We start from the raw sequence: 22366 nt of genomic DNA, 5'->3' as shown, positions 1-22366 counted from the left end.
ATGGCAGAGCTTTCCAAGATAGAACCTTTATTCCGGGAGCATTATTCCTTTTTATGTGTTGTTGCCTATAAAGTGGTAGAAGATGAAGAGGTCGCCAAGGATATTGTTCAGAATTTTTTTCTCTATTGTCTGGATAAAATGTCAACGATAGAAATTCATGCGAGTTTTAAAAGCTATGCCTTCCGGGCAGTAAGGAACGCTTCCTTGAGCTATCGGAAAAAGTCGAAAAAGGTAGATTTTAACGATGACATACTGCGGAAAAAGACTGCTAATATGGCCAGTTATTCAGATCAGGATGTTCAGGAACATGAAACTGCGCGAGATCTGGTACTATGGGAAATTATTGGGCAAATGCCCGAAAAACGAAGGCATGTATTTTTATTGAGCAATAAAGAAGGATTAAAATACACAGAAATTGCTGCACAGCTGGATATTTCTGTAAATACGGTCAAAACACATATTAAACTATCGTATGAGTTTTTACGTCGTGAGTGTCAGTCACTGGTTAGGATAATGGTTTTAGTTGGTATATGGATTGGATTTTATTAACAGGATATGGATCAGGAAGAAAAATTAAACTGGGATAAGCTGTTGAAGCATATAGAAGGCAATTATGAAAACGATCAGGATGCCGAAGAATTGAATGAAGAGGAGCTTGAATTGCTATTACTGGCAGAAGAAACAAATATGAGGTTAAAGGAAGAAAATCCGGAGCATAAATTTCCGGTAGCGGCAGGCTGGGATGAATTACAGGCAAAGCATAAAGAAAAGGAACAGCTGAAAGTAGTTAAGCTTAATCGAAGTAAATTATATAGGGCAATGGCTATTGCCGCCATCCTTGCACTAGTACTGGCACCCGCCTGGTGGTTGTTTTTAAAGCAGAACGATGCTGTTAAATCTTCCTCGAAGGGATCCGATGAGATTCACCTTACGTTAGCAAATGGCGAGACTGTTGAACTGGAAGCAAGTCAGGCAAATGTTTTAAAATCGGAAGGTGCCACTTTGAATGGTAGTACCCTTATTTATCAAAAAGAAACCAGTTTATCTAAAGAAGAAGGGGCTGAATTACAAATGAATGTACTTGAAGTGCCTAATGGTAAGTATACCAAGCTGGAACTAAGTGACGGTACCTTAGTATGGGTAAATTCAGGATCAAAATTGAGCTATCCTACAGTTTTTTCAGCTGCAAAAAGAGAAGTGACATTAGAGGGAGAAGCTTATTTTGATGTGAGCCACAATGCCGATAGGCCGTTTATAGTGCGTTTAAAAAGCTTGAATGTGAAGGTGTTGGGAACAGCATTCAGCATTAATACTTTTGGAAATGTGGTACACATGGCCCTTGAACGTGGAAAGGTTAGCCTGGAGGCCGGAAATCAATCTATATATCTATTGCCTGGCGAGCTGGGGAAATACAATAAGCAGGAAAAGGAGTTGTCAAAAGCGGAGTCAGACTTAAGAGTTTATACCGCATGGAAAGATTCGGATATTTATTTCGACAACAGTACGATGGAAGAAATTGCATCCCGCTTGCAACGCGAGTATAACCTGGTATTCAGTTTTGAAAATGATGCGCTTAAAAATCTGCATTTCACTATTGATATGCCTAAAACACAAGAAGTAAGCAAGATTTTAAACAACATTAAATTTAGTAGTAACCAGGTTGATTTTAAGATTGATGGAAATAAAGTACAGGTAAAACAACGATAAGTTTTATGGCCTATTACAAAAAAGGGTGAAAATAATTTGTAATTGTTTTCACCCTTTTTTGTACAAGTGTCGCCTATACTAAAAACCAACCTAAACTATAATGAAGTTAAATTCTTTAAGAGAAAAAATAAGCGCAACACTTTGCTTATGGGTTGTGGCCATGGCTTTTTTCATGGAGCCATTGTATGCGCAACAAGCGGTACTATTTGATCCTCATGAAACTTTTAAGTCAATGAGTTATCCGCCAGACGATTTGTACAGGACTGCAAATGGCAGGCCGGGAGTGGGGTATTGGCAAAATAAAGCAGACTATAAAATAGTGGGGAGTTTTGATACTTTATCAAGGGTTTTCTCCGCTAAAATGACAGTCACTTATACCAATAACAGCCCTCATGATCTGCATGAAATCTGGATTGGCCTTGCACAGAATCGTTTTAGGAAGGATTCGCGAGCTTCGGCGCTCACTCCCATAAATGGGAGCCGTTTTGGTATTCAGGAGTATACCGAAGGCTTCGTATTTGATCAGGTCTCAGTCCCGGGTAAATCCAGGAGCCAATTAGCCAAGGCAGCTTATGAGCTAATGAACGATCAACTCAAAATCAATCTTCCAAATACACTTAAGCCTTCAAAAAGTATTACGCTGAGCCTTAATTATCATTTTACACTACCTGTTAAGGGATCTGACTTTATGGGGGTGATGTCCTCTTTAAACGGATCAATTTATCAGATTTCGTCCTGGTTTCCCCGTGTAGTTGTTTATGACAACATCAAGGGCTGGAACACGAACGCAGGTTACTATGTGGAACCAGGTACATTAGATTACTCAATAAATGTACCTTCTGAAATGATAGTTCAGGGTACCGGCAGCCTCGTAAATCCCCGGGAGGTTTTAACAAAACTACAATATGATCGGCTGATGAGGGCAGCTAAAAGTGATACAACAGTTCAGATTTGCAGGCCGGAAGAAATTAACCTGTCGACAACAAAGTCTCCCGGTAGCCGCTCCACTTGGCACTTTAAAGCCGATAATGCTGGCGATGCGATCTTTGCAATATCAAAGGCTTTTATTTGGGATGCTGTAAAAGTAAATATCCCTGGTAAAGCACCGGCCTTAGCGATGTCTTTATATCCTGTGGAGAGCAATTTTGCTGCTTGGCAGGAATCCGCACAATCCATGAAAAAAATACTGGAAAACTATTCAAAACTCTGGGGTGCTTATCCTTATGCTACGGCTGTAAATATCGGTGGCTTAGTTACAGGGATTGCGGGGCCGGGTGCTTGTTTCCTTTATTATAAATCAAATGGGACGGCAAACGGTGTATGGCCGATTTTGAATCATGAGCTTGGTCATAACTGGTTTAACATCATGGTCGCCGCTAATGGCCGACATGGTTGGATGGTTGAAGGTTTTAATTCTTTTATCAATCATGTAAATGGAGAACAGCTAAAAAGGCAAACTGCGTTTGAGATGCCCGATGCTGTCCAATGGCTTACAAAGGCAAAACCAGGACAAACAGCTGCTACTCCCGCTGAACTCGTTACCTACAATAATTTTGCCTTACTCTCCTATATGAAGCCGGCAATCGCAATAAATCTCCTGAGAATGCAGGTTTTAGGAGCGGAACGATTTGATCCTGCATTTCAGGGATTTATTGCCGCATGGAAATTTAAACACCCGATGCCTTCAGATTTCTTCCGTTACATGGAGAGTGCGACAGGAGAGGATCTTTCCTGGTTTTGGCAAAGCTGGTTCATGAACGATTGGAGGTTGGACCAAGCCCTAACAGAGGTTGCGTATGTTGATAACCAGCCTGAAAAAGGCATAAATATTAAGCTTCTGAATAAAGGAAAGATGGTGATGCCTGTTGTAGTAGAGGTTGTTGAATTTAACGGGAATATAAAACGCGTTAAGTTACCTGCCGAAATCTGGCAGAAAGGCCCGGAATGGGTTTTCCATTACCCTTCAACTACTACAGTCATCTCTGTAAAGATTGACCCCGATCAATGTCTTCCGGATCAGGATCACAGTAACAATACCTGGCAGGGTAGCACTGTGCGCAAACCGGTTCCTGCGGGTCTGACGCTGCTTCCTGTCATGTTAAAGAAAAAGCAATTTAAACTAACCATAAACTAATCTTAAAATAATGAAAAGACCAATATTATCACTTTTAGGCCTGAGTATTTTCGCCCTTAGTGTTTCTGCTCAGGATAAACTGGAACTTACGGCTAAGATGCCGGAATTGATCAACGATGACGTGGTTTATCTATGGAACCCGATCGATAAAACGACAGATTCAACCTATGTTAAAAACAATAGTTTCTCTTTTTCCAACCCGATGAAAGGGGGCGGTTCTACCTTCATTTTGCAGGCCGGCAAAAATCCCGAGAAAACTGGATTGGGAATGGTCGTTTACCTGGAAGCGGGAAAAATAAATATTGCCGGAAATGGAACAGGGTTTAAGGGAGCAACTTTTACGGGGGATGCTTTTGTATCTGATTGGGTGGCTATGGAAAAAGCTATGGAAGGATCTTATCGTAACCTGGAAAAAATCGACGAGCTGAGTATCGAATTGGGAGAAGCCAGAAAGATAGGCGATGAGCAGGCAGTGAATTCAATTACGGCACAGATCACGATGTTAACGCAATTGGTTACCGCAAGTGGTAAAAAATGGATCGATAATCATTTAAACTCAGGCCCCTCTACTTATTTGCTCAATGCCGTTTTGCCTAATATGCTAACGCGCGAGGAGACATTGGCTTATCTGAATAAATTTACTGGTGGTGCTAAAAATCAGATCACAACAGCAATGTTGTCTGGTCTTACTGGTTCCAGAGCTCAATGGATGGGCAAGCAGGCTCCAGACTTTAGTCAACCTGATGCGAATGGCAAATTGACCCGCCTGGCGGACTTTAAAGGCAAGTATGTACTGGTAGATTTTTGGGCGAGCTGGTGCACACCCTGTAAAGCGGAAATTGCTGAATTAAAATCTGTTTATGAAAAGTTCAAGGACAAGAATTTTACCATTGTAAGTATTTCCCTTGATAAAGACAAAGAAAAATGGCTACAATCCATTGCCGAAGAACAAATGCCATGGTTACATTTGTCGGATTTGAAAGCGGAGCAGAATGCTGCGGTACTGGCTTACAACGTGCAAGGTATTCCTGCCAATTTTTTAATTGATCCGACAGGTAAAATCGTAGGCGTAGGCTTCCGGGATGGTACTAATCCGGGTGCTAAGACGCTGGAAAATACTTTAATCAGATTGTTAAAATAACTCAGCATTCACCACTAAACCAAACTCATGAATTATTTTTATCGAACAATATGTGCCCTGATTTACGGCATCATGTTTTTAACTGTTTTTCTGCAGCCAGCATTGGCACAGCAGAAAAATGAAGATAAGGTTAACATCAATATCCGTAATGGAAAGCTTGAAGAGATCATTCAGGCTGTGATGAAGCAAACTTCGGTTAAGATCGTGTACAATCAGGAACTGGTACAGAAGAGCCCGCGCCAAACTTTTATAGCTAAAAATGAACCGCTCAAATCTGTAATGAAACGGCTATTGAAGGGTTCTGCCCTCACCTTTGTGATGATGGACAAAGTAATGGTCATTGCGCCTAAAGAAGAGGAGGATGAAGAAGCTAAAATTAGCAATACTTTGAGGGGGATGGTGCAGGATGATAAGGGTAATCCGATCCCGGCAGTGACTGTAAATGTAACCGGAACACCCTCTACTACATTTACAAATGAAAAGGGCACATTTAGCATTTTATTGGAAGAAGGGAAAAACCTCACTTTTTCGTCTGTAGGATTTCAAAAGAAAACCATCAGGCCAAAATCAGGAGAAATGCTAGCGGTTAGACTAGAACCCGAATTAAATGAGATGGAAGAGTTTGTGGTAACTGGTTATCAGACGGTGAGCAAACGTTTGTCCGCAAGTTCAACCTATACCTTAAAAGGAAAAGACGTCAAAGAACCTGGTGCTACAAATATTGTTTCCATGTTGCAAGGTAAGGTTCCGGGACTATCTGTTGTGAAAACTTCGGGAAGCCCGAATGCGATTCCATCTATGCGGATCAGGGGGACCTCTACACTGATAGGAAACGCAAATCCTATCATTGTAGTAGATGGGATTATCCGGGAAAATCCAACAGACATTAATCCTGATAATCTGATGGGGCTTGATCCAAGTTTCCGCGATCTGATTGCCCTGAAAGACGGAATTCTGTCAAAGGGCAACTTAACAGGAAACTCCATTAGTGGCCTGAATGTAAACGATGTGGAGAGCATTACTTTTCTAAAGGATGCTTCTGCAACAGCAATTTATGGAACCCGCGCGGCAAATGGGGTGATCGTGATCACCACAAAGAAAGGAAAGGCCGGTAAATTGGCGATTAGTTACAATAGTACCTACGGCACATCACTCAAGCCAAACTATGGCAGTATGCAGCTGATGAATTCGCAACAGCGGGTTCGGTTTTCAAGAGAAATGTACCAGGACGGGTATACCTATCGAAACGTACCAGTTAAAATTGGCTATGAAGGTGCTTTTCAGGATCTGATGAATAAAAAAATTACCGAAAGTCAATTTCAGAAAGAGGTAGCTGACTTAGAAAAAATAAATACAGATTGGTTTGGTATATTGTTTCAAAATACGCTGAACGTAGGACAGCACCTCAGTTTTTCTGGTGGCAATGAAAAAACGAACTTTTATACTTCTGTTTCTTATGAGGGTAATAAGAGTCCCGCTAAAGAAGACAAGTTGAATGAGGGCGGTGTTTCTTTTGTATTGAATTCTGAACTTAACAGAAAGTTAAAGCTTGCTTTTAATCTGAGTAGCAGTCATCGGGTTTCTACCGGTTATTTTAGCGTAAACCCACTCGACTATGCGATACAGACAAGCAGGGCAATTTCGCCATCACTCATCTATCCAAAAGCCGAAGAAGATGCTTTTGGAATAGGTCCAATGCTGGATTATAATATGCTAAATGAAATAGAACAAACAGGAAGTTCTATTAAAGATACAAGAGTAGCAACGTCATTAAGTCTCAACTACCTTGTTTTCCGCGGACTTAACTTTACTTCTTTGATATCCGGTAACGCCAACACGCAAAGTGCAGAACAATATGCAACTGAACTTAGTAATTATGTAGCGACAACCAGGGGATATAACTATGGTTCTGTAACTCCGGGAAGCTCCACGGAGCTGGCTTCTATTTTACCTTTTGGCGGTGTATTACTCCCATCAACTTCATCATCCTATACGTATACGTTTCGTAATATGGCCGAATTTAACAGATCTGTCTTTAGTGAAAATGATCAGTTGAATATTGTAGCCGGACACGAGATTAGGTCTTTAAAGAACGACGGACTGGATAACTATCTTCCTGGCTATTTGCGGGATAAAGGTGAAGGGTTTGCATTTGTGCCACTTTCCATAAACCTGATCAGTCCGAAGAAGGTGAATACCATTAATAATTTTTTATCATTGTTTGGTACTGCCAGTTATAGTTATGCTGGAAAATATGTTTTAAATGGGAATATAAGAACAGATGCATCTAACCGTTTTGGTCAATATGCCAACCAGCGTTTCTTACCCGCATGGAGTATTGCCGGCCTTTGGAATATCAGTGCGGAAAAGTGGATGCAGAACAACAGGATTGTAAGTAATTTAGGATTGAAAGCCTCTTACGGTTTTCAGGGGAATGTAATTAACTCTGTAGGTCCAGACCTTATTTTAAGATTGCCGGATACCGGAGTAGGCATTCACCCGGGATCTAATGAATATGTATTGAATATCAAGTCTTTGCCTTATCCTGATCTGAGGTGGGAAAAAACCAAAAGTATGAATGTGGCATTGAATGGTGATCTGTTTAATTCATTCCTGAATTTGGGTATTGAATACTATCATAAACTGACAACAGATGCCATTACCCCAAAATTTATTCCTCTTGAATATGGCGTGTCAACCATGTTAGTGAATGGAGGTAACATCAAAAACTCCGGATATGAAATGGAGGTAAGACTGAATCTAATTCGTTCCAGAGATTTAAGCTGGCGGATTTCGGTCAATTCAGGAAAAAACTTTAATACCCTTCAGCCAGGAACAGTTGAAGCGACAAGTTCAATCCTCAGGGATTACCTCGAAGGGAGGCAGCTTGTTGAAGGACAGCCTGTAAATACTTTCTATGTTTTTTCATTTAAAGGGTTGAATCCCAAAACAGGTGTGCCTATGTTTGTTGGAATAGATGATGGTGGGCCGGAACTTAAGAAGTCTCTAATGGACTATATTAAACCTGCAGGTACAAGAGATGCCAGTATGAGTGGCGGATTGTTTACTTCTGTAGATTATCATGCTTTCTCTTTTGGAATGTCTTTTTCGTATAAAATAGGTTCAAAGCGGTTAAGAAATCCGATCTATAAAGTAATGGACCTATCCATACCGATGCCGGATGAGAACTTGCCGGCAATTTTGGGAGAACGCTGGCGTAAACCAGGTGATGAAGCTTTTACTAATGTTCCTGCTTATCCCAGAAGCGCTGATGTTAGTAACGGCGGATATGTATTTACAGCTGATGGTAACTCTATGAGTCGGTATGATATGTACAACTTTTCTGATGCAAATCTGGTTTCAAGTAGTTTTCTAAGGTGCAACGCGCTGAATCTTTCTTATCGACTGGCTGAAAATCTCGTAAAACGTATGAAATTAAAACAGGTTTCTATTGCGGGGACTGCTTCTAATTTATTTGTGATCGCAGATAAAAAACTAAGAGGGCAGGATCCGGAAATTGATGGTGTGGGTACAACCGCATTACCCATCAGTAAAATTTTTACGTTGAGTTTAAATGTAGCTTTTTAATCAAAATAAAATGAAAAGAAATATACTTATTTTACTTCTTCTTTCAGCCATTTTACCGGTTTCATCCTGTAAAAAGTTTCTTGAAGAGCAGTCCCAGACTGATATAATTCCCAGATCCGCCTCAGCCCTTAATGAGATGATACTTGGAAGTAGTGGTAGTGCAATGGATGTAGGTATCCGTTTTTTGGATGATGACATGGTTCATGACAATACATTAGTAGCTAAAGGCCTTGTTTACGATTCCTATACCTGGCAACCCGAAATTATAACGAAATCCGGCGGGAGTGGATCAATGCAATGGACCAACTTATATCCAAAGATTCTTGTAAGTAATCTGGTGCTTGATTATGCACCTAAAGTAACAGGTACGCCTGCAGAGATAGAGAATGTATCTGGTCAGGCGTACCTCCTGCGGGCATTTAATTATTTTCAGCTCGTTAATTTCTACGCAAAACCCTATACCGATAAATTGTCTAACCCTGATCAGGATCCAGGTGTTCCACTGATGCTTGCCTCTGGCTTGTCGTTTGAAGGTAAATCACGTAATACCGTAGCCGAAGTATATAAACAGATTTTAGAAGATCTGGATAAAGGAACTGAATTGATGGAAAGAAGTGGTAAAAATACTAGTCTTTATCGGATCAACCATCTCGCCGGTTATTTACTCTCTTCCAGGGTGCAGCTATACATGGGTAATTGGGAAAAAGTTATTGAGGCGGCTACAAATGTGTTGAACAGGAAGTCTGACCTGATGAACCTGAATACCTGGGGCGGAGCCGATCAAAATAATAAACCAATCATTGGGACTCAAAATCAGGAAGTCGTATGGGTATATGGATCTCCCCACGAAGCCGTTTTTCCGACTGGTCAGCAGAATGAAGCTTATCAATATACGCTTTCAAATGACCTGCTTTCCAGCTATGAAACAGGAGATTTGAGAGCCAGCATTTACATCAAAAATAAAAGATCAATGAAGCGCCCTATCGTTGGTATTGCAAAAGTCGCACAAGCATTTAGGATTTCAGAGGCCTTGTTGAATCGTGCGGAGGCACATGCGCAATTGAATAAACTAGGGCAAACACAACATGGGTTGCTTGCACTGAATGATTTAAATACATTAAGGAAGAAAAGATTTACTACAGATAGCTATCATGATTTAGTGAGTACCGATGCAGATGACCTGCTACAGAAATGTTATGAGGAAAAACGCCGTGAATTTTTTGGCGAAGAATGCCACCGCTGGTTTGATCTTCGTCGCCATGGGATGCCTTCAATAACACATTTTTACCGGGAAAGTAATACGCTAACCTTAAAGTATGTGTTGGAGGATCATGATCCGGCGTATGTACTTCAGATCCCAAAAGGAGTATTGGAAAAGAATACAAAATTGATCCCTAATCCAGCCCCCGCACCACGTATCGGACATTAATCAGATCATCATGAAATTAAAAAATATATTATATCCGCTGATCCTTCTGCTCATGGCTGCAGGCTGTAAAAAAGAAGATGCCATAGTACCGGATAAGATCGTACCTGAATACAGCCTGCCGCAAGGCAATCATCCTTATGATACGCAGATCATAGATTTTCACAATAAATATGGCTGCTATATTTTATATAGATTTACTGAAAAGGATTTTAAATGGAATATTACCAATAATCTCTCTTATACAGCAGATCAGGGCGATGAAAATTATATTGCACCAGCACTTGACGCACTGGATAAATATCTGTTCAAATTTTATAGTCAGGACTTTCTTAAGAAAGCTTTGCCTTATAAAATCATCCTTTCGGCCAGGATCAGAGAAATTACTTTTTATAACGATACGCTCGCTACCCCCGTAAATAGTGTAAGCGCTTTCAGCCATTTCGCTTTTGGTCGTGCCGGTAGTAGTTTGTCGGGTATGACAGACGATGAACTGAGGGTAATGAAGTCAGATTTGCATAGAGAATTTTGGAAGCAAGCCGTAAATTATGGTAAAATCACTTTGCCTCCAGCCTTTGTTAGCGCTACCAATTATGCTGATGTGTTTGATTGGACTAAAAAATACTATGGGGTTTTTATGCCAGATGTGAATGCATTATCTCCGGATCTGTATGGTGATTTCCAAGGATACATTGATGTTATTGTTTCAAATACTTTAGGGGAGATAGAGCAAAGCCTGTTCCTGCCGGCGAATGACCCGAATGGAAAGTATAAGCTAAAATATAACATCATTGTTAATTACTATAAGGAAGTATACGGGGTTGATTTGCAAGGTATCGCTCGTTAACAGGGGTGTTGCTGACCAGTAAGTAAATCCATAGGAAACCAAAACATACATATGAAAAAAATATGCTCGCTGCTAATTCTGGCGATCCCCTTGATGGGGATCTGCCAGCAGCAGAAATTTATAATAAAAGGTAGGATTAACGGCCTGCCAGCTAAAACTAAAGCTCACCTGGTTTATCAGCTCGGATCAAAGATGATACAGGATTCCTGTAAGGTTAGTAATGGGGTGTTTCAGTTTGCCGGAATTGTGCCGGAGGCTATGGAAGCCTCTCTGTTATTGGGTCGTGCCGGAAAACAGCCTGATGTGGAGCCAATGGACTATCAATCCATCTATCTTGAAAATGGGATCATACAGGTGCAGGGTAAAGACTCGCTGATTCGTAGTACTGTTAAAGGAACACAGCTTAATGTAGACAATCAGGAACGCACAGCATTAATGAAGCGCTATTCAGGTGCCAGTCAAACCATTCAAAAAGAAGCCATGATTGGATTTGTCAGGAAGCATCCGAATTCAAGAGTTAGTCTGGAATGGATGAATTTAGTTGGATACAGAGATAGTGTTGTAGCAGCGAATTACCTTTTGTTATCAGATGGACTTCGAAATACCGAAATGGGGAAGGAGCTCAGTCGTGGGGCAAAGACCATACTATCCATCCGTCCCGGACAAATCGCGCCTGATTTCACACTTATTGATCCTGAGGGACACCCGATTAAGCTTTCGGATTTTAGAGGTAAATATGTATTCCTTGATTTTTGGGCCAGCTGGTGTAAACCTTGTCGTGCGGCGCAACCAAAACTCAAAGCTTTGAATGAAGCGTTAAAAGCTACCGGTAAATTTGTTATTCTGGCTGTTTCTCTTGATAAAAATAAGGAGGCTTGGTTAAAGGCAGTAGCAGAGGATCAGGTACCATGGTTACAGGTTGGAGATTTTAATGCACAGGGAAATAAGGCTGCACAGCTATATGATGTAACGATATTACCTTCCGGTTTTTTAATTGGTCCTGATGGAACTATCCAGTCAGCTATGGCACGGGAAATATTGTTCAGGGAAAAATTACTTCCGGTTAATAACCTAGGCGCTAATAATACAGTTGATGACGTATCCTTATCAGACCTTAATATGCAGGTGATAATGGCAGCTCTTGCTAAAGAAAAGTTGATCAATGAAGATATTACAGCAGATTATAACCAATTGAACCAGATCCTGGAAACGGATATCGGAGAAAGGGCGCTTGGGAAGGAACTTGATTTGCTGGATTATAAAAAAGATGGAGCTGCGATTTACCAATTGCTGAACACTAAAGGAGTATTGTACAATAAACAAAAGCAAAATATGAAACGGAAGTTTATAGCAGAACATCCGGATTCTTTTGTCAGCCTGTATGTACTAAATGGATTGGATTATATGTATAGCGCCGACAGTTATGCTGCAGCTTATGGAAAATTAACACAGCGGCTTAAAAACACCAGTATTGGGGAAACAATAAAGGCTAGAATAGACAGACTAAAAATCACTTCGACAGGAACGAATGCCAAAGATTTTACCCGTAAAAATCAATATGGCAAGTCCATAAGCCTCAGCGATTATCGCGGTAAGCTGGTATTGCTTGATTTTTGGGGAAGCTGGTGTGTACCTTGTCGACAAACTCATCCTCATTTAAAGGAGTTGTACGGTAAATACAAAAGCAAGGGACTTGAAATTGTTGCTGTAGCAAATGAAAAGAGCAAAGATCTGGAGAAGGGCAAACAGGCCTGGCATGCAGCAATTAAGAAAGATGATATCAACTGGGTACACGTATTGAATGATGAGGGATCAGGCGCTCCGGATATTGTTTCGGCTTATGGTATAACAAGTTATCCGACTAAGTTATTGCTGGACCAGAAAGGAAAAATCCTGATGCGGGTGTCATCAGGATTGAATGAGGAAATGGATCATTTGATAGAAAAATTGCTGAATAAGTAGCTAGTTTTTTTAATTAAAAGGGCTCCATAATCAGGTTAATGTTATGGAGCCCTTTATAGCTGATGTCTAGTGTTTTTGAAATACCAGCAATACTGCCTTTAAATTTTCCATTAAGGGTAACCATCGTACTATCCAATTTTAAACCATGTGCAGAAAGATAGGCGAGGTCAATCTTTAATTTGGCTGGTACAGTAAACTCAGACTGTGCAGGGACATAGAATGTCGTGTCAATTAGGGCTTTCCCTAGTCTTAGGGTGTCCAGGAAAATTGTGACTTCTCCGCCTTTAAACTGAAAGCCCAGATGATTCTGGTTGTAACATACCGCTTTTGTGCGGATAGTAGGGCTACTGCCATCCCATTTAAGTACTTCCACATCCAGTAGAGATGGCATTCTGAATTGTGGGGTTTTAAATGGAGCACAGCCCAGTAGAATTGTACATACAAGCAGCGATAAATTACGTTTGGTTAGCATCATGTTTGATTTAATAGCTAAGGCATATCTATCTCTAAAAAGGGTGAATGGAATTATTTTAATTCTTTTCACCCTTTTTTAGTTAACCGATGCCTTAGTTATAAAACGTCCATGAAAAGTACCTCATTTAAAGCATCGAAATGTTAACAGATTTGATAGATAAAATTTTAGTGCTGTTCAGCATTTCAACAATTAGGTATTTTATTATGGCTGGTATTGCATTTGCCTTATGCTACAAGTTATTTGCCGGGAAGTTGTATAAAGCGAAGATTCAACTGGGGCATGCTGCCAGATCCAATTTTAAAAGAGATATCTGGTATTCTATGCAAACTACGGTAATCCACGCTATTATAGGTTGCCTGGTATTGTTTACGCCTCTAAAGGGATACACAAAGGTTTACGAGGCGGTTACAGATTATCCTTTATGGTGGTTCTGTATAAGCCTGCCTGTTTGCCTAATTATACACGATACTTACTTTTACTGGATGCATCGTTTGCTACATGTTAAGGTGATCTTCCCCCGTGTACATCTGTTACATCATAAATCTACGAATCCATCTCCCTGGACATCCTATTCGTTTCATTTTTTTGAAGCCTGGACAGAAGGCGCTGTTTTGATCTTAATCGTTTTTCTGATTCCTATTCATCCTATTGCACTTGAACTGTTTGTTGTTGTTGCTTTCGCTATTAATGTTTATGGGCATTTGGGGTATGAGATCGCTCCAAAATGGTTTAGAAGAACCTGGCTGTTCGAGATCTTTAATACCTCAGTACATCATAATTTGCATCATAGTAAGTTTAAAGGGAATTATGGATTGTATTTCAGAATATGGGATAGACTGCTGAATACGGAACACCCTGATTATGTTAAAGAATACGACAAAATACAAAGCAGAAGAATCTAAATTCTGTTATACCAAAACCGAAACAACCATGAGAAAAGTACTACTATTACTATGTTTGCTACCATTTGTAACCTTGGGTCAGCAAAAATTTATTCTAAATGCTAAGCTAAGGCCGCTGCCTTTTCCGGCGAAGGCTTTCCTTTATTTTACTATAGATGGTAAAACCACTATAGATTCTGCCAATATAAAGGATGGTGTTTTTACTTTTAATGGCGCCCTGTCTGAGGTAGCGCAGGCATACTTAAAAATCAAACGGCAGAAGTTACCGGGAATCGCAACCCGACGTACACCCTCAGATCTGCTTGATTTTTTTCTGGAGCCGGGAACAACAACTGTTATCTCAAAAACCGACTCTGTAATCTCTGCTGTAGTAAAGGGCTCCGTGGTTAACGATGATATCGCAAAATGTAAAGCTATAATGGCCGGGATTCAAACGAGAGCCGGTAAAATTATGTCCCAATACAAATCTGGAACTCCAGAACAATTAAAGGACTCCATATACACTGCGGGTTTTAATGAGCAATTAAAGACACTTGATACAGAGGCGAAGAATATTCATGCTAATTTTATGCGTAGCAATCGTGATTCGTATTATAGTTTAATATTGTTTAAAACTGTCGTGCCAATTGTGATCGATCCCGTACGTGCAGAAACTGAGTTCGCTAAATTCTCGCCGCGTTTAAAATCGGGCCCCTTAGGTAAGCGAATTCAGGGCGAAATAAATGCCACCAAGATGTTGGCTTTGGGACAGCCAGCGATGGATTTTACGCAAAATGACAGCAATGGTAAGCCTGTAAAATTATCCGATTTTAAAGGTAAGTATGTACTGTTAGATTTCTGGGCCTCTTGGTGTGCTCCTTGCAGGCAGGAAAATCCAAATGTGGTAAAAGTATATCAAAAATATAAAAACAAGAATTTTACCGTGTTGGGGGTGTCTTTAGACAATGCTGGACTGAAAGCTGCCTGGCTAAAAGCGATCAAAGATGATGGGCTTAGCTGGACTAATGTTTCTGATCTTAAAGGCGGCGATAATGAAGTGGCTGTAAAGTATTTTGTGAAAACGATACCTAACAATTTCCTTATAGGTCCGGATGGGAAAATACTGGCGAAGAACCTGAGAGGAGATGAGCTGGACCGTAAGCTGGAAGAGTTGCTTGGTGCTTCAGATGCTAGATGATAGACTTAATTTTATGGTTGGTTTCATCGAAGTCAACCATAGAATTTAATTCTTCAACACTATTTGTGTAAAATGTTCGTTTTAAGTTGGTATTCTTTTTAAGATGTGAAACTTATTTTTTAACATTACGAACACAAACACAAATAAACAAATGAAATTTTTAAGAACCAGTTTATTATTGGCGGCCGTTGGCTTGCTTGCGATCTCCGTACAGTCTTGTAAAACAAAGAAGGCAATTGTTAAACCACCTACGCCAGTTGAGCAACCAGCACCACCGGTAGAAGTGAAAAAAGAAGAACCTGCACCCGAGCCAAAACCAGCTCCAGCACCTGTAGAAGAAAAGCCAGATTACAACTTTAGTAATGTTCAGTTTGAGTTTAACTCAGGCGTATTGAAAACAGCTTCATTTGAAGTGTTGGATAAGATTGCTGCAGAAATGAAGAAAGATCCATCAGTGAAATTTGCAATCAATGGTCACTCTTCAATTGAAGGATCTGCGGAGCACAATATGTCTTTATCTGTAGATAGAGCAAACTCTGTGAAGTCATACCTGACAAATGCAGGGATCGACGGAAGCCGCTTAATTGTAAAAGGTTTTGGCGCTACACAACCTACTGCACCTAATACCACAGAAGAGGGTAAGGCTTTGAACCGTAGGGTTGAGTTTAAGCTGAACTAGTAATTTTTAATAAGATTTTTAGGGGCTGCATTGTTAACACTGTTGTTAATGATGCAGCCTTTTTAGTCAGAAGATTATACCTTTGTAACTCCATATGAAGTTATCCCTGATCCTTTCTTTATTCGTTTTGCTATGCACCGCTGCTACTGCGCAGGAGGTCATTGATTGTAAAAAGTTGTTAGATACCGAGCCTTATTTTGTGCAGCATAAATCAACAGAAAAAGATAGTCTGCTGAAACGCGACATTGCTATCCTTAAGCAATGCGGTAATTTTGAACCTATTGACAGCGTGTTTTTGAGAGGCCCTATGCTGGGTGCATTAATGCTGGATCAGGCAAGAATTGGCAAACCTGCTACTTATCGAACGTTGATCGATTACTTTAACGACTACAAAAAGACCATTGCATATAAAGATTTTGTAAAGGGATTGCTGCTCTATAGAGAGTTGGCGCTAAAGAAAATTAATCTGGACAATTGGGAAACGGACAAGGAACTTTTTGTGAGGATGGGTTTTACTGTTGGTGATTTGGAGGATTTTAAAAGCTTTTTGACAAAAGTAGCTGGACAGGATTTAACCTATAAAGCTGCGTTGACCAAATACATGGGCGATATTGAAACCATGCGTGTAGATAAATAAGGTTATTTTAAAAATAACCAGGCCAGTAAAATACCATATGATATTCCAGAGTTTTTGAATTGCTGACGCAGGTTTTTAAGCGCTTCAACCAAATGGTTGTTTACGGTACTTTTAGACAGATTTAGCATTTCAGCAATTTGATCATGCGTAAGCCCTTCGTACCGACTTAGTTTAAAGACCAGTTGCTGTTGGCTTGGGAGTTTAGCAACACTTTGTTCTGTAAACTCTTCCAAATCTGCCAAAAGTATAGCTTCTTCAGTCTCATTGTGCGCCTCTTTAAGGTCTGCCCAAAGCTTTTCGCGTGCTGCACCTGCGGTAGCGGCATTGCGGAGCACGTTTAATGTTAATCTTCTTGCAATAGTATAAAGGTACGGACCTAATGGATAGCTGATGTCAAGTGTGAGTCGATTGGTCCATAAAAGAATCAATGTTTCCTGTACAATTTCTTCGCTTAACTCACGGTTTTTTAAAAACCTCCAGGCGAAACTATAAAGTTTTGCTTTGTAAATGTCAAACACCAGGGCAAAGGCAGATTCATCGCTCTTTAGCAAATCTGCAATTAGCTGACTTTCATCATGTGTTTTTACATTCATTTTTGCATTTATTTGTAATCTGAAAAAAATAATTATTATTCGACTAGTTATATAAGGGGGCTGCCGTGTATTACCTATAGATCTCGCGTAAATATCAGGATTAATAAGCAAAATGAACAAAAGACGACTGCAAAATTTATTGATTGCTTACTCTAGTAATAAGATTTCTATAATGGAATATAATGAGCTGATGGATTTGGTTACTTTGTCAAATCATGATGCAGAATTATATGCTTTTATGCAGAAAGTATGGGATAGTCGTCCCACGGCGCAATCTTTTTCTGATTTGCAATCAGATATGTTATACAAGCGCATTATAGGAGATAGCCGCTTTGACCGGCAACCCATTCAAAGCAAAAAGGGGGGTATTAAACTATGGCAAAGTATTGCGGCAGCTGCACTGGTACTGATGACTTTGTCGGTGGGTCTCTTTTTTTATTTAGATGATAAAGCTATCGGTTTAAGTGATTTTGCAACACATGATGTTAAGCCTGGTGGCAATAATGCGGTATTAACTCTCGCTAATGGACGCAAAATTGAATTGACAGATGCGGCTGCAGGAAAAATTGCAGAGCAATCGGGGTTGTCTATCAAGAAAACGGCCGATGGACAAATTGTTTATGAAGTTTCTTCACGGGTTAAGGCCATGGGAAAAGAAGAAATTACCTATAACACCATAGAAACCCCAAAGGGCGGGCAATATCAGGTTCATTTACCAGATGGGACAAGGGTGTGGCTAAATGCTAGTTCGTCTCTTAAGTTTCCAACTGATTTTACAGGAAGCGATAAACGAGTTGTGGAGTTGAAAGGCGAAGGGTATTTTGAAGTGGCAAAGGCGTATGCTGTAGTTAAGGGGCGTAGAGATGAGAAAAGAATGCCTTTTTTAGTAAGAACCAATGATCAGGAACTTGAAGTCTTGGGTACTCATTTTAACGTTAGCAATTATGCGGATGATGCGGAGACAAGGACAACATTGATAGAAGGAGCTGTAAAGGTGAAAAGAATAAGTACTGGGGCAAACGACGATGTTGTTAAAACTGGAATTATATTAAAACCGGGTCAGCAAGCGTTGTTAAAGGCAGCTCAATTAAATGTTAAAAATGTTGACACAGATGCCGAAGTAGCCTGGAAAAATGGTTATTTTATATTTAAGGATGAGGAGATGCGCAGTATTATGCGTAAGATAGCGCGTTGGTATGACGTGGAAGTAGTTTTTTCGAAAGATTTTCACAATCGATCCTTTGAAGGGTCTATATCCCGCTTTAAAAATGTGTCAGAAGTATTAAGAAAATTTGAATTAACAGGAGATATTCATTTTAAAATGGAAGAAAGGAGAATTATCGTTATGCCATAAATTTTTACGTATAACTGGGTAATTATAAAAACCAGGAGTGATTCGAGCCACTCCCGGTAGAATATTGGGTTACCCTTCAAATTGCAGTTAACAACCATATCAACTAACCCATTAAACCAAAAGTATGAAAATTTACCTACAATTTTTGCAGGTTTATAATGCCTGTTTATGGCAAAAAATACCAGTGCCTTCTAAAAGAACCATCATGCGGATTAACCTAACTTGCATCGTTCTCCTAATAAGTTTACTTCAGGTCAGCGCAACAAGTTTTGCGCAGAAAATAAATTTGTCTAAAAACAACATCACCCTACAGCAGCTATTTAAAGAAATTAAAAGCCAGAGTGGCTATGATTTTTTATACGAACCAAATGAATTGAAGGCTGCAACACGAGTCAATATAAATGCAACTAATACAGACCTTAAAGTGTTGTTGGATTTCGTATTTGCCAATCAGCCTTTAACTTATGCCATCGACCAGAATACCATTGTGGTGAGAAGAAAGCAGGTTAGTATTTTAGATAGGGTAATCCATCTTTTTAAAGTTATAACCGTAAAGGGCGTAGTGGTAAGCGAAGATGGAGTCCCATTACCCGGTGCGACCATTAAAGTTAAAAATGGAACGAAGACCGTAATTACCAATAGCAAGGGTGAGTTTGAACTGGCAGGTGTAGAGGAGAATACCATTCTGACAGTTTCATTTATTGGCTATAAAACAAAGGAAGTAACTGTTGGTAATGGGAGTTTTTTAAAAATACAGATGGAGCCAGAATTATCCAGCCTGGAGCAGGTTATGGTTACTGGGTATCAGAAAATATCAAAGGAGCGTGCTACTGGCTCGTTTAGCCAGGTAAACAGGGAAACCCTGGATCGCCGTCCGGTATCTAACTTGTCGACCGCATTACAGGGGACAGTTGCCGGAATGCAAGCTAAAGAAAATGCAGATGGCAGTGTGGACTTCCTGATTCGTGGTAATACTAGTTTATATGCAGATAGAAAACCTTTAGTTGTCGTGGATGGTTTTCCTGTTTCAAATAGTGATTTTTCAGATATCAACCCTAATGACGTTGAATCTGTAACGGTATTGAAAGATGCCGCTGCTGCTTCTATCTGGGGTGCTCGTGCTGCAAATGGTGTAGTCGTTGTGGTAACAAAGAGAGCGAGAGGAAATCAAAAGCTAACAATTGATGCAAATGTATTTTCAAGAATATCAAACCGGGTAGATCTTGATCAGGCATTTACGCAGGCAAATTCAAGCGATCATGTTGCCTATGAACGTAAAGCATTTGAGAACAATTGGGTTTTGAGTCCGTACGCAGGCTCTTTCGGTGATATTACCAAGTCGCTTACTTTGGCCCAGGAATTACTGTATGCAAACCGAGCAGGGACAGTAAGTACTGCAGATATGAATGCTGGTCTTGATCGTTTAAGCAAAATCAGCAACAGGTCGCAAATCCAGGATTTATTGATGCGCAAAGCAATCCTAAATCAATATAATGTAAACTTGCAGTCGGGCACTGAGCGTTCTAAAACATATGTGTCTTTAATGTACGAGAATAACAAGGGCGCATTTATCAAAAATGGTTATGATCGGATCAATCTAAACTTTAATAACGACTTTAAAATCTCCAATAGACTTAATTTCAATATTGCGGCTAATCTCCAATATAAAGATCAGGAAAGTAGCGGAGCTACTATTGCTGAAATTCAGGACCTCTCTCCCTATGAGCTTTTGTTAAATGCTGACGGCAGCTATGGGACGAACCTAAATGTGTATAACCGTGAGCAATTGGCACTTATCCCAACAGATAAGTTTACCTATGCAGATTGGTCATATAATCTGTTGCGTGAAGTTAACGGACGATCGTTAAAAACGGAGAATTTAAGTATGCGAATCCAGACAGGGCTTAACTTGAAAATAGTTAATGGGCTGACTTTTGATACCAAGCTTCAGTACGAAAGAGCAAAGACGGACTACAAGGATTATTTTGATGAGAATACCTTCTTTGTTAGGGGATTGATAAACCGAATGACCGAGTATAATAATGCTACTAAAACCGTAGGAAAAGCTTATATCCCGAAAGGCGGGATATTAAAAGGACGTGAGTTTACAGCTTCTAATGGTGCCAAATACGATGTCAATAATCTCGATCTGGAAAGCTACTTATTCAGAAATCAGTTCAATTTCGATAAGAACATAGGATCGAAACATAGTATTTCTGTAATTGCAGGTATGGAAATGGCGCAGTATACTACAAATCAACGTGCTAATCCTTATGTTTATGGCTATTACTCTGATAAATTGCAGGCTACCGCTCCTCCATATGGTTATGGTAGCTCTATTGATCAGTTTAAAAATTTTCAGGGTGCCAATGCTACGGTCCCAGGTGGAAACACAGTGTTTGACTGGGGCCGGACGAAGTACGTTTCTTTCTATAGCAATGCCTCTTACACCTACGACAATAAATATACCCTAACGGGAAGTGTAAGAAGTGATGCCTCTAACTTCATTACTGATGATCCTAAAATGCGTTGGTCGCCATTGTGGTCTGTCGGGGCAAAGTGGAATATGAAAAATGAAGATTTTATGGATAACCTGGGCATATTGAATAGGTTGGATCTTCGTTTAACCTATGGCAAGAATGGAAACGTAGATGGCAGTACTTCTACAAAAGCACTTTTAAATATTGGATCAAGTTTGAATGCTAGTACGGGAACGATTACAGGTACAGTTGCAGATAACGGAAATCCTTTTTTACAGTGGGAAAAAACCACAAGTACAAACTTTGGCGTTGACTTCGCCTTGTTAAATAACAAGCTGTTCGGGTCAATTGATCTTTATAACAAACAAGGAGAGGGAATTATTGGTACAGTAGCTTTGGCGGCTGCAACGGGTACAACCAGCCAGAAGTTTAACAATGCGGGGATCACCAACAGGGGTATTGAAATTTCATTGGGTACAAATGTAGATATACCTAATACGCCAATTAATTATACCACATCATTAAATTATGCATACAACTACAATAATATCAGTAGTTTGTATAACCCTTCTCTGTATGTATTTCAGATGATTGAGGGAGCTTTTGTTGAGGGAAAACCTGTAAATGCGGTTTACTCATTCACTTATATGGGAATGAAGGATGGTGTGCCACAGGTTGCTGGTCCGAATGGTACTTTACAATCTTTTAACGATGTGTCTCTATACAACAGAGGATTAGGCTTGCCTTTCCTAAATTATGAAGGTACTGCAACACCTCCGCATACATTGGGTTGGGTAAATAACATCAGGGTGCATAACTTTAACCTTACCGCAGTATTTGTTGGTAAAATGGGTGGTGTGTATCGTAATCCTGGTTTCAGTTACGCAACTACCGTCGGTGGTGGTAAATCTTTTGTAAGTAAATACATTAGTGATGTCCTTGCTGGTAATCCTGATGTTCCTGGCTTTGCTAACCCTAATGAAACAAAAACTTATCTGTGGGATCGCTATGCCCCGGCATTAAGTAGCCTTGTAGAAAGTTCTTCTTACATAGAATGTAAAGAGCTTACGTTGGAATATAGATTGTCTAAAAAGCTGGCAAAGGCCATACAGGTAAATAATGTAAAAGTATTTGCGCAAACCCGTGACCTGGGAATGGTATGGCATGCAAACAGTAAAGGGTATAACCCAGACTGGTTGCCTGGTACAAACAGACCTGTGCAAACTTATACTTTCGGTGTAAACCTTCAATTTTAATACCTAAA

At 40.0% G+C, this 22366-nt stretch carries 16 protein-coding genes; 14 read left to right on the top strand and 2 right to left on the bottom strand.

The features are described 5' to 3' along the window. From EZ444_RS19265 to EZ444_RS19230, 8 genes are all read left to right on the top strand, one after another. Positions 1-549 (top strand): sigma-70 family RNA polymerase sigma factor, encoded by a 549-nt coding sequence (locus tag EZ444_RS19265; RefSeq protein WP_131610779.1) that lies wholly within the window; start codon positions 1-3, stop codon positions 547-549. 6 nt (positions 550-555) lie between these two features. Beyond that, a complete protein-coding gene (locus EZ444_RS19260; RefSeq protein WP_131610778.1) occupies positions 556-1707 on the top strand; it encodes a FecR family protein in 1152 nt (383 codons plus the stop codon). A 100-nt stretch (positions 1708-1807) separates the two neighbouring features. Continuing rightward, the gene (locus EZ444_RS19255; protein ID WP_131610777.1) at positions 1808-3841 is read left to right on the top strand and encodes a M1 family metallopeptidase; all 2034 of its coding nucleotides are present in this window, start codon (positions 1808-1810) and stop codon (positions 3839-3841) included. Positions 3842-3851: 10 nt separating this feature from the next. Then, the gene (locus EZ444_RS19250) at positions 3852-4982 is read left to right on the top strand and encodes a TlpA disulfide reductase family protein (RefSeq protein ID WP_131610776.1); all 1131 of its coding nucleotides are present in this window, start codon (positions 3852-3854) and stop codon (positions 4980-4982) included. Positions 4983-5009: 27 nt separating this feature from the next. Further along, on the top strand, positions 5010-8570 hold the full coding sequence (locus tag EZ444_RS19245) for a SusC/RagA family TonB-linked outer membrane protein (RefSeq protein WP_131610775.1): 3561 nt from the start codon (positions 5010-5012) through the stop codon (positions 8568-8570). 10 nt (positions 8571-8580) lie between these two features. Beyond that, positions 8581-9999, top strand: coding sequence for a RagB/SusD family nutrient uptake outer membrane protein (locus EZ444_RS19240; protein WP_131610774.1), 1419 nt, complete (start codon positions 8581-8583; stop codon positions 9997-9999). 10 nt (positions 10000-10009) lie between these two features. Then, positions 10010-10843 (top strand): hypothetical protein, encoded by an 834-nt coding sequence (locus tag EZ444_RS19235; protein WP_131610773.1) that lies wholly within the window; start codon positions 10010-10012, stop codon positions 10841-10843. Positions 10844-10894: 51 nt separating this feature from the next. Further along, positions 10895-12805, top strand: coding sequence for a TlpA disulfide reductase family protein (locus EZ444_RS19230; protein WP_131610772.1), 1911 nt, complete (start codon positions 10895-10897; stop codon positions 12803-12805). A gap of 13 nt (positions 12806-12818) precedes the next feature. On the opposite strand, the gene EZ444_RS19225 is transcribed toward EZ444_RS19230, so the two are convergent. After that, positions 12819-13349: an NDR1/HIN1-like protein gene (locus EZ444_RS19225; protein ID WP_131610771.1), complete on the bottom strand. Its 531-nt coding sequence runs from the start codon at positions 13347-13349 to the stop codon at positions 12819-12821. Positions 13350-13417: 68 nt separating this feature from the next. On the opposite strand from EZ444_RS19225, the gene EZ444_RS19220 reads away from it, so the two are divergent. The 4 genes from EZ444_RS19220 (at position 13418) to EZ444_RS19205 (ending at position 16675) form a co-directional block, all read left to right on the top strand. Next, entirely contained in the window at positions 13418-14182 is a 765-nt protein-coding gene (locus EZ444_RS19220; RefSeq protein ID WP_131610770.1) for a sterol desaturase family protein, read from the top strand. A 28-nt stretch (positions 14183-14210) separates the two neighbouring features. Continuing rightward, on the top strand, positions 14211-15359 hold the full coding sequence (locus EZ444_RS19215; RefSeq protein WP_165503667.1) for a TlpA disulfide reductase family protein: 1149 nt from the start codon (positions 14211-14213) through the stop codon (positions 15357-15359). Positions 15360-15510: 151 nt separating this feature from the next. Next, on the top strand, positions 15511-16038 hold the full coding sequence (locus tag EZ444_RS19210; RefSeq protein ID WP_131610768.1) for an OmpA family protein: 528 nt from the start codon (positions 15511-15513) through the stop codon (positions 16036-16038). Positions 16039-16132: 94 nt separating this feature from the next. Next, the gene (locus EZ444_RS19205) at positions 16133-16675 is read left to right on the top strand and encodes a hypothetical protein (protein ID WP_131610767.1); all 543 of its coding nucleotides are present in this window, start codon (positions 16133-16135) and stop codon (positions 16673-16675) included. Positions 16676-16677: 2 nt separating this feature from the next. Here EZ444_RS19205 and EZ444_RS19200 read toward each other — a convergent pair whose 3' ends face one another. Continuing rightward, entirely contained in the window at positions 16678-17268 is a 591-nt protein-coding gene (locus EZ444_RS19200) for an RNA polymerase sigma-70 factor (RefSeq protein WP_131610766.1), read from the bottom strand. Positions 17269-17380: 112 nt separating this feature from the next. Between EZ444_RS19200 and EZ444_RS19195 the strand changes: the two genes are divergently transcribed. Continuing rightward, positions 17381-18622 (top strand): FecR family protein, encoded by a 1242-nt coding sequence (locus EZ444_RS19195; RefSeq protein WP_131610765.1) that lies wholly within the window; start codon positions 17381-17383, stop codon positions 18620-18622. Between the two features lie 124 nt (positions 18623-18746). After that, positions 18747-22358 carry a SusC/RagA family TonB-linked outer membrane protein gene (locus EZ444_RS19190; RefSeq protein ID WP_131610764.1) on the top strand — a complete coding sequence of 1204 codons (3612 nt, stop codon included), beginning with the start codon at positions 18747-18749 and terminating at the stop codon, positions 22356-22358. Positions 22359-22366: the final 8 nt, after the last annotated feature.

The organism is Pedobacter hiemivivus (assembly GCF_004331685.1).
Taxonomy (GTDB): domain Bacteria; phylum Bacteroidota; class Bacteroidia; order Sphingobacteriales; family Sphingobacteriaceae; genus Pedobacter; species Pedobacter hiemivivus.
The sequence above is the reverse complement of the archived record's forward strand: the minus strand, read 5'-3'. Positions and strand labels throughout refer to the sequence as shown.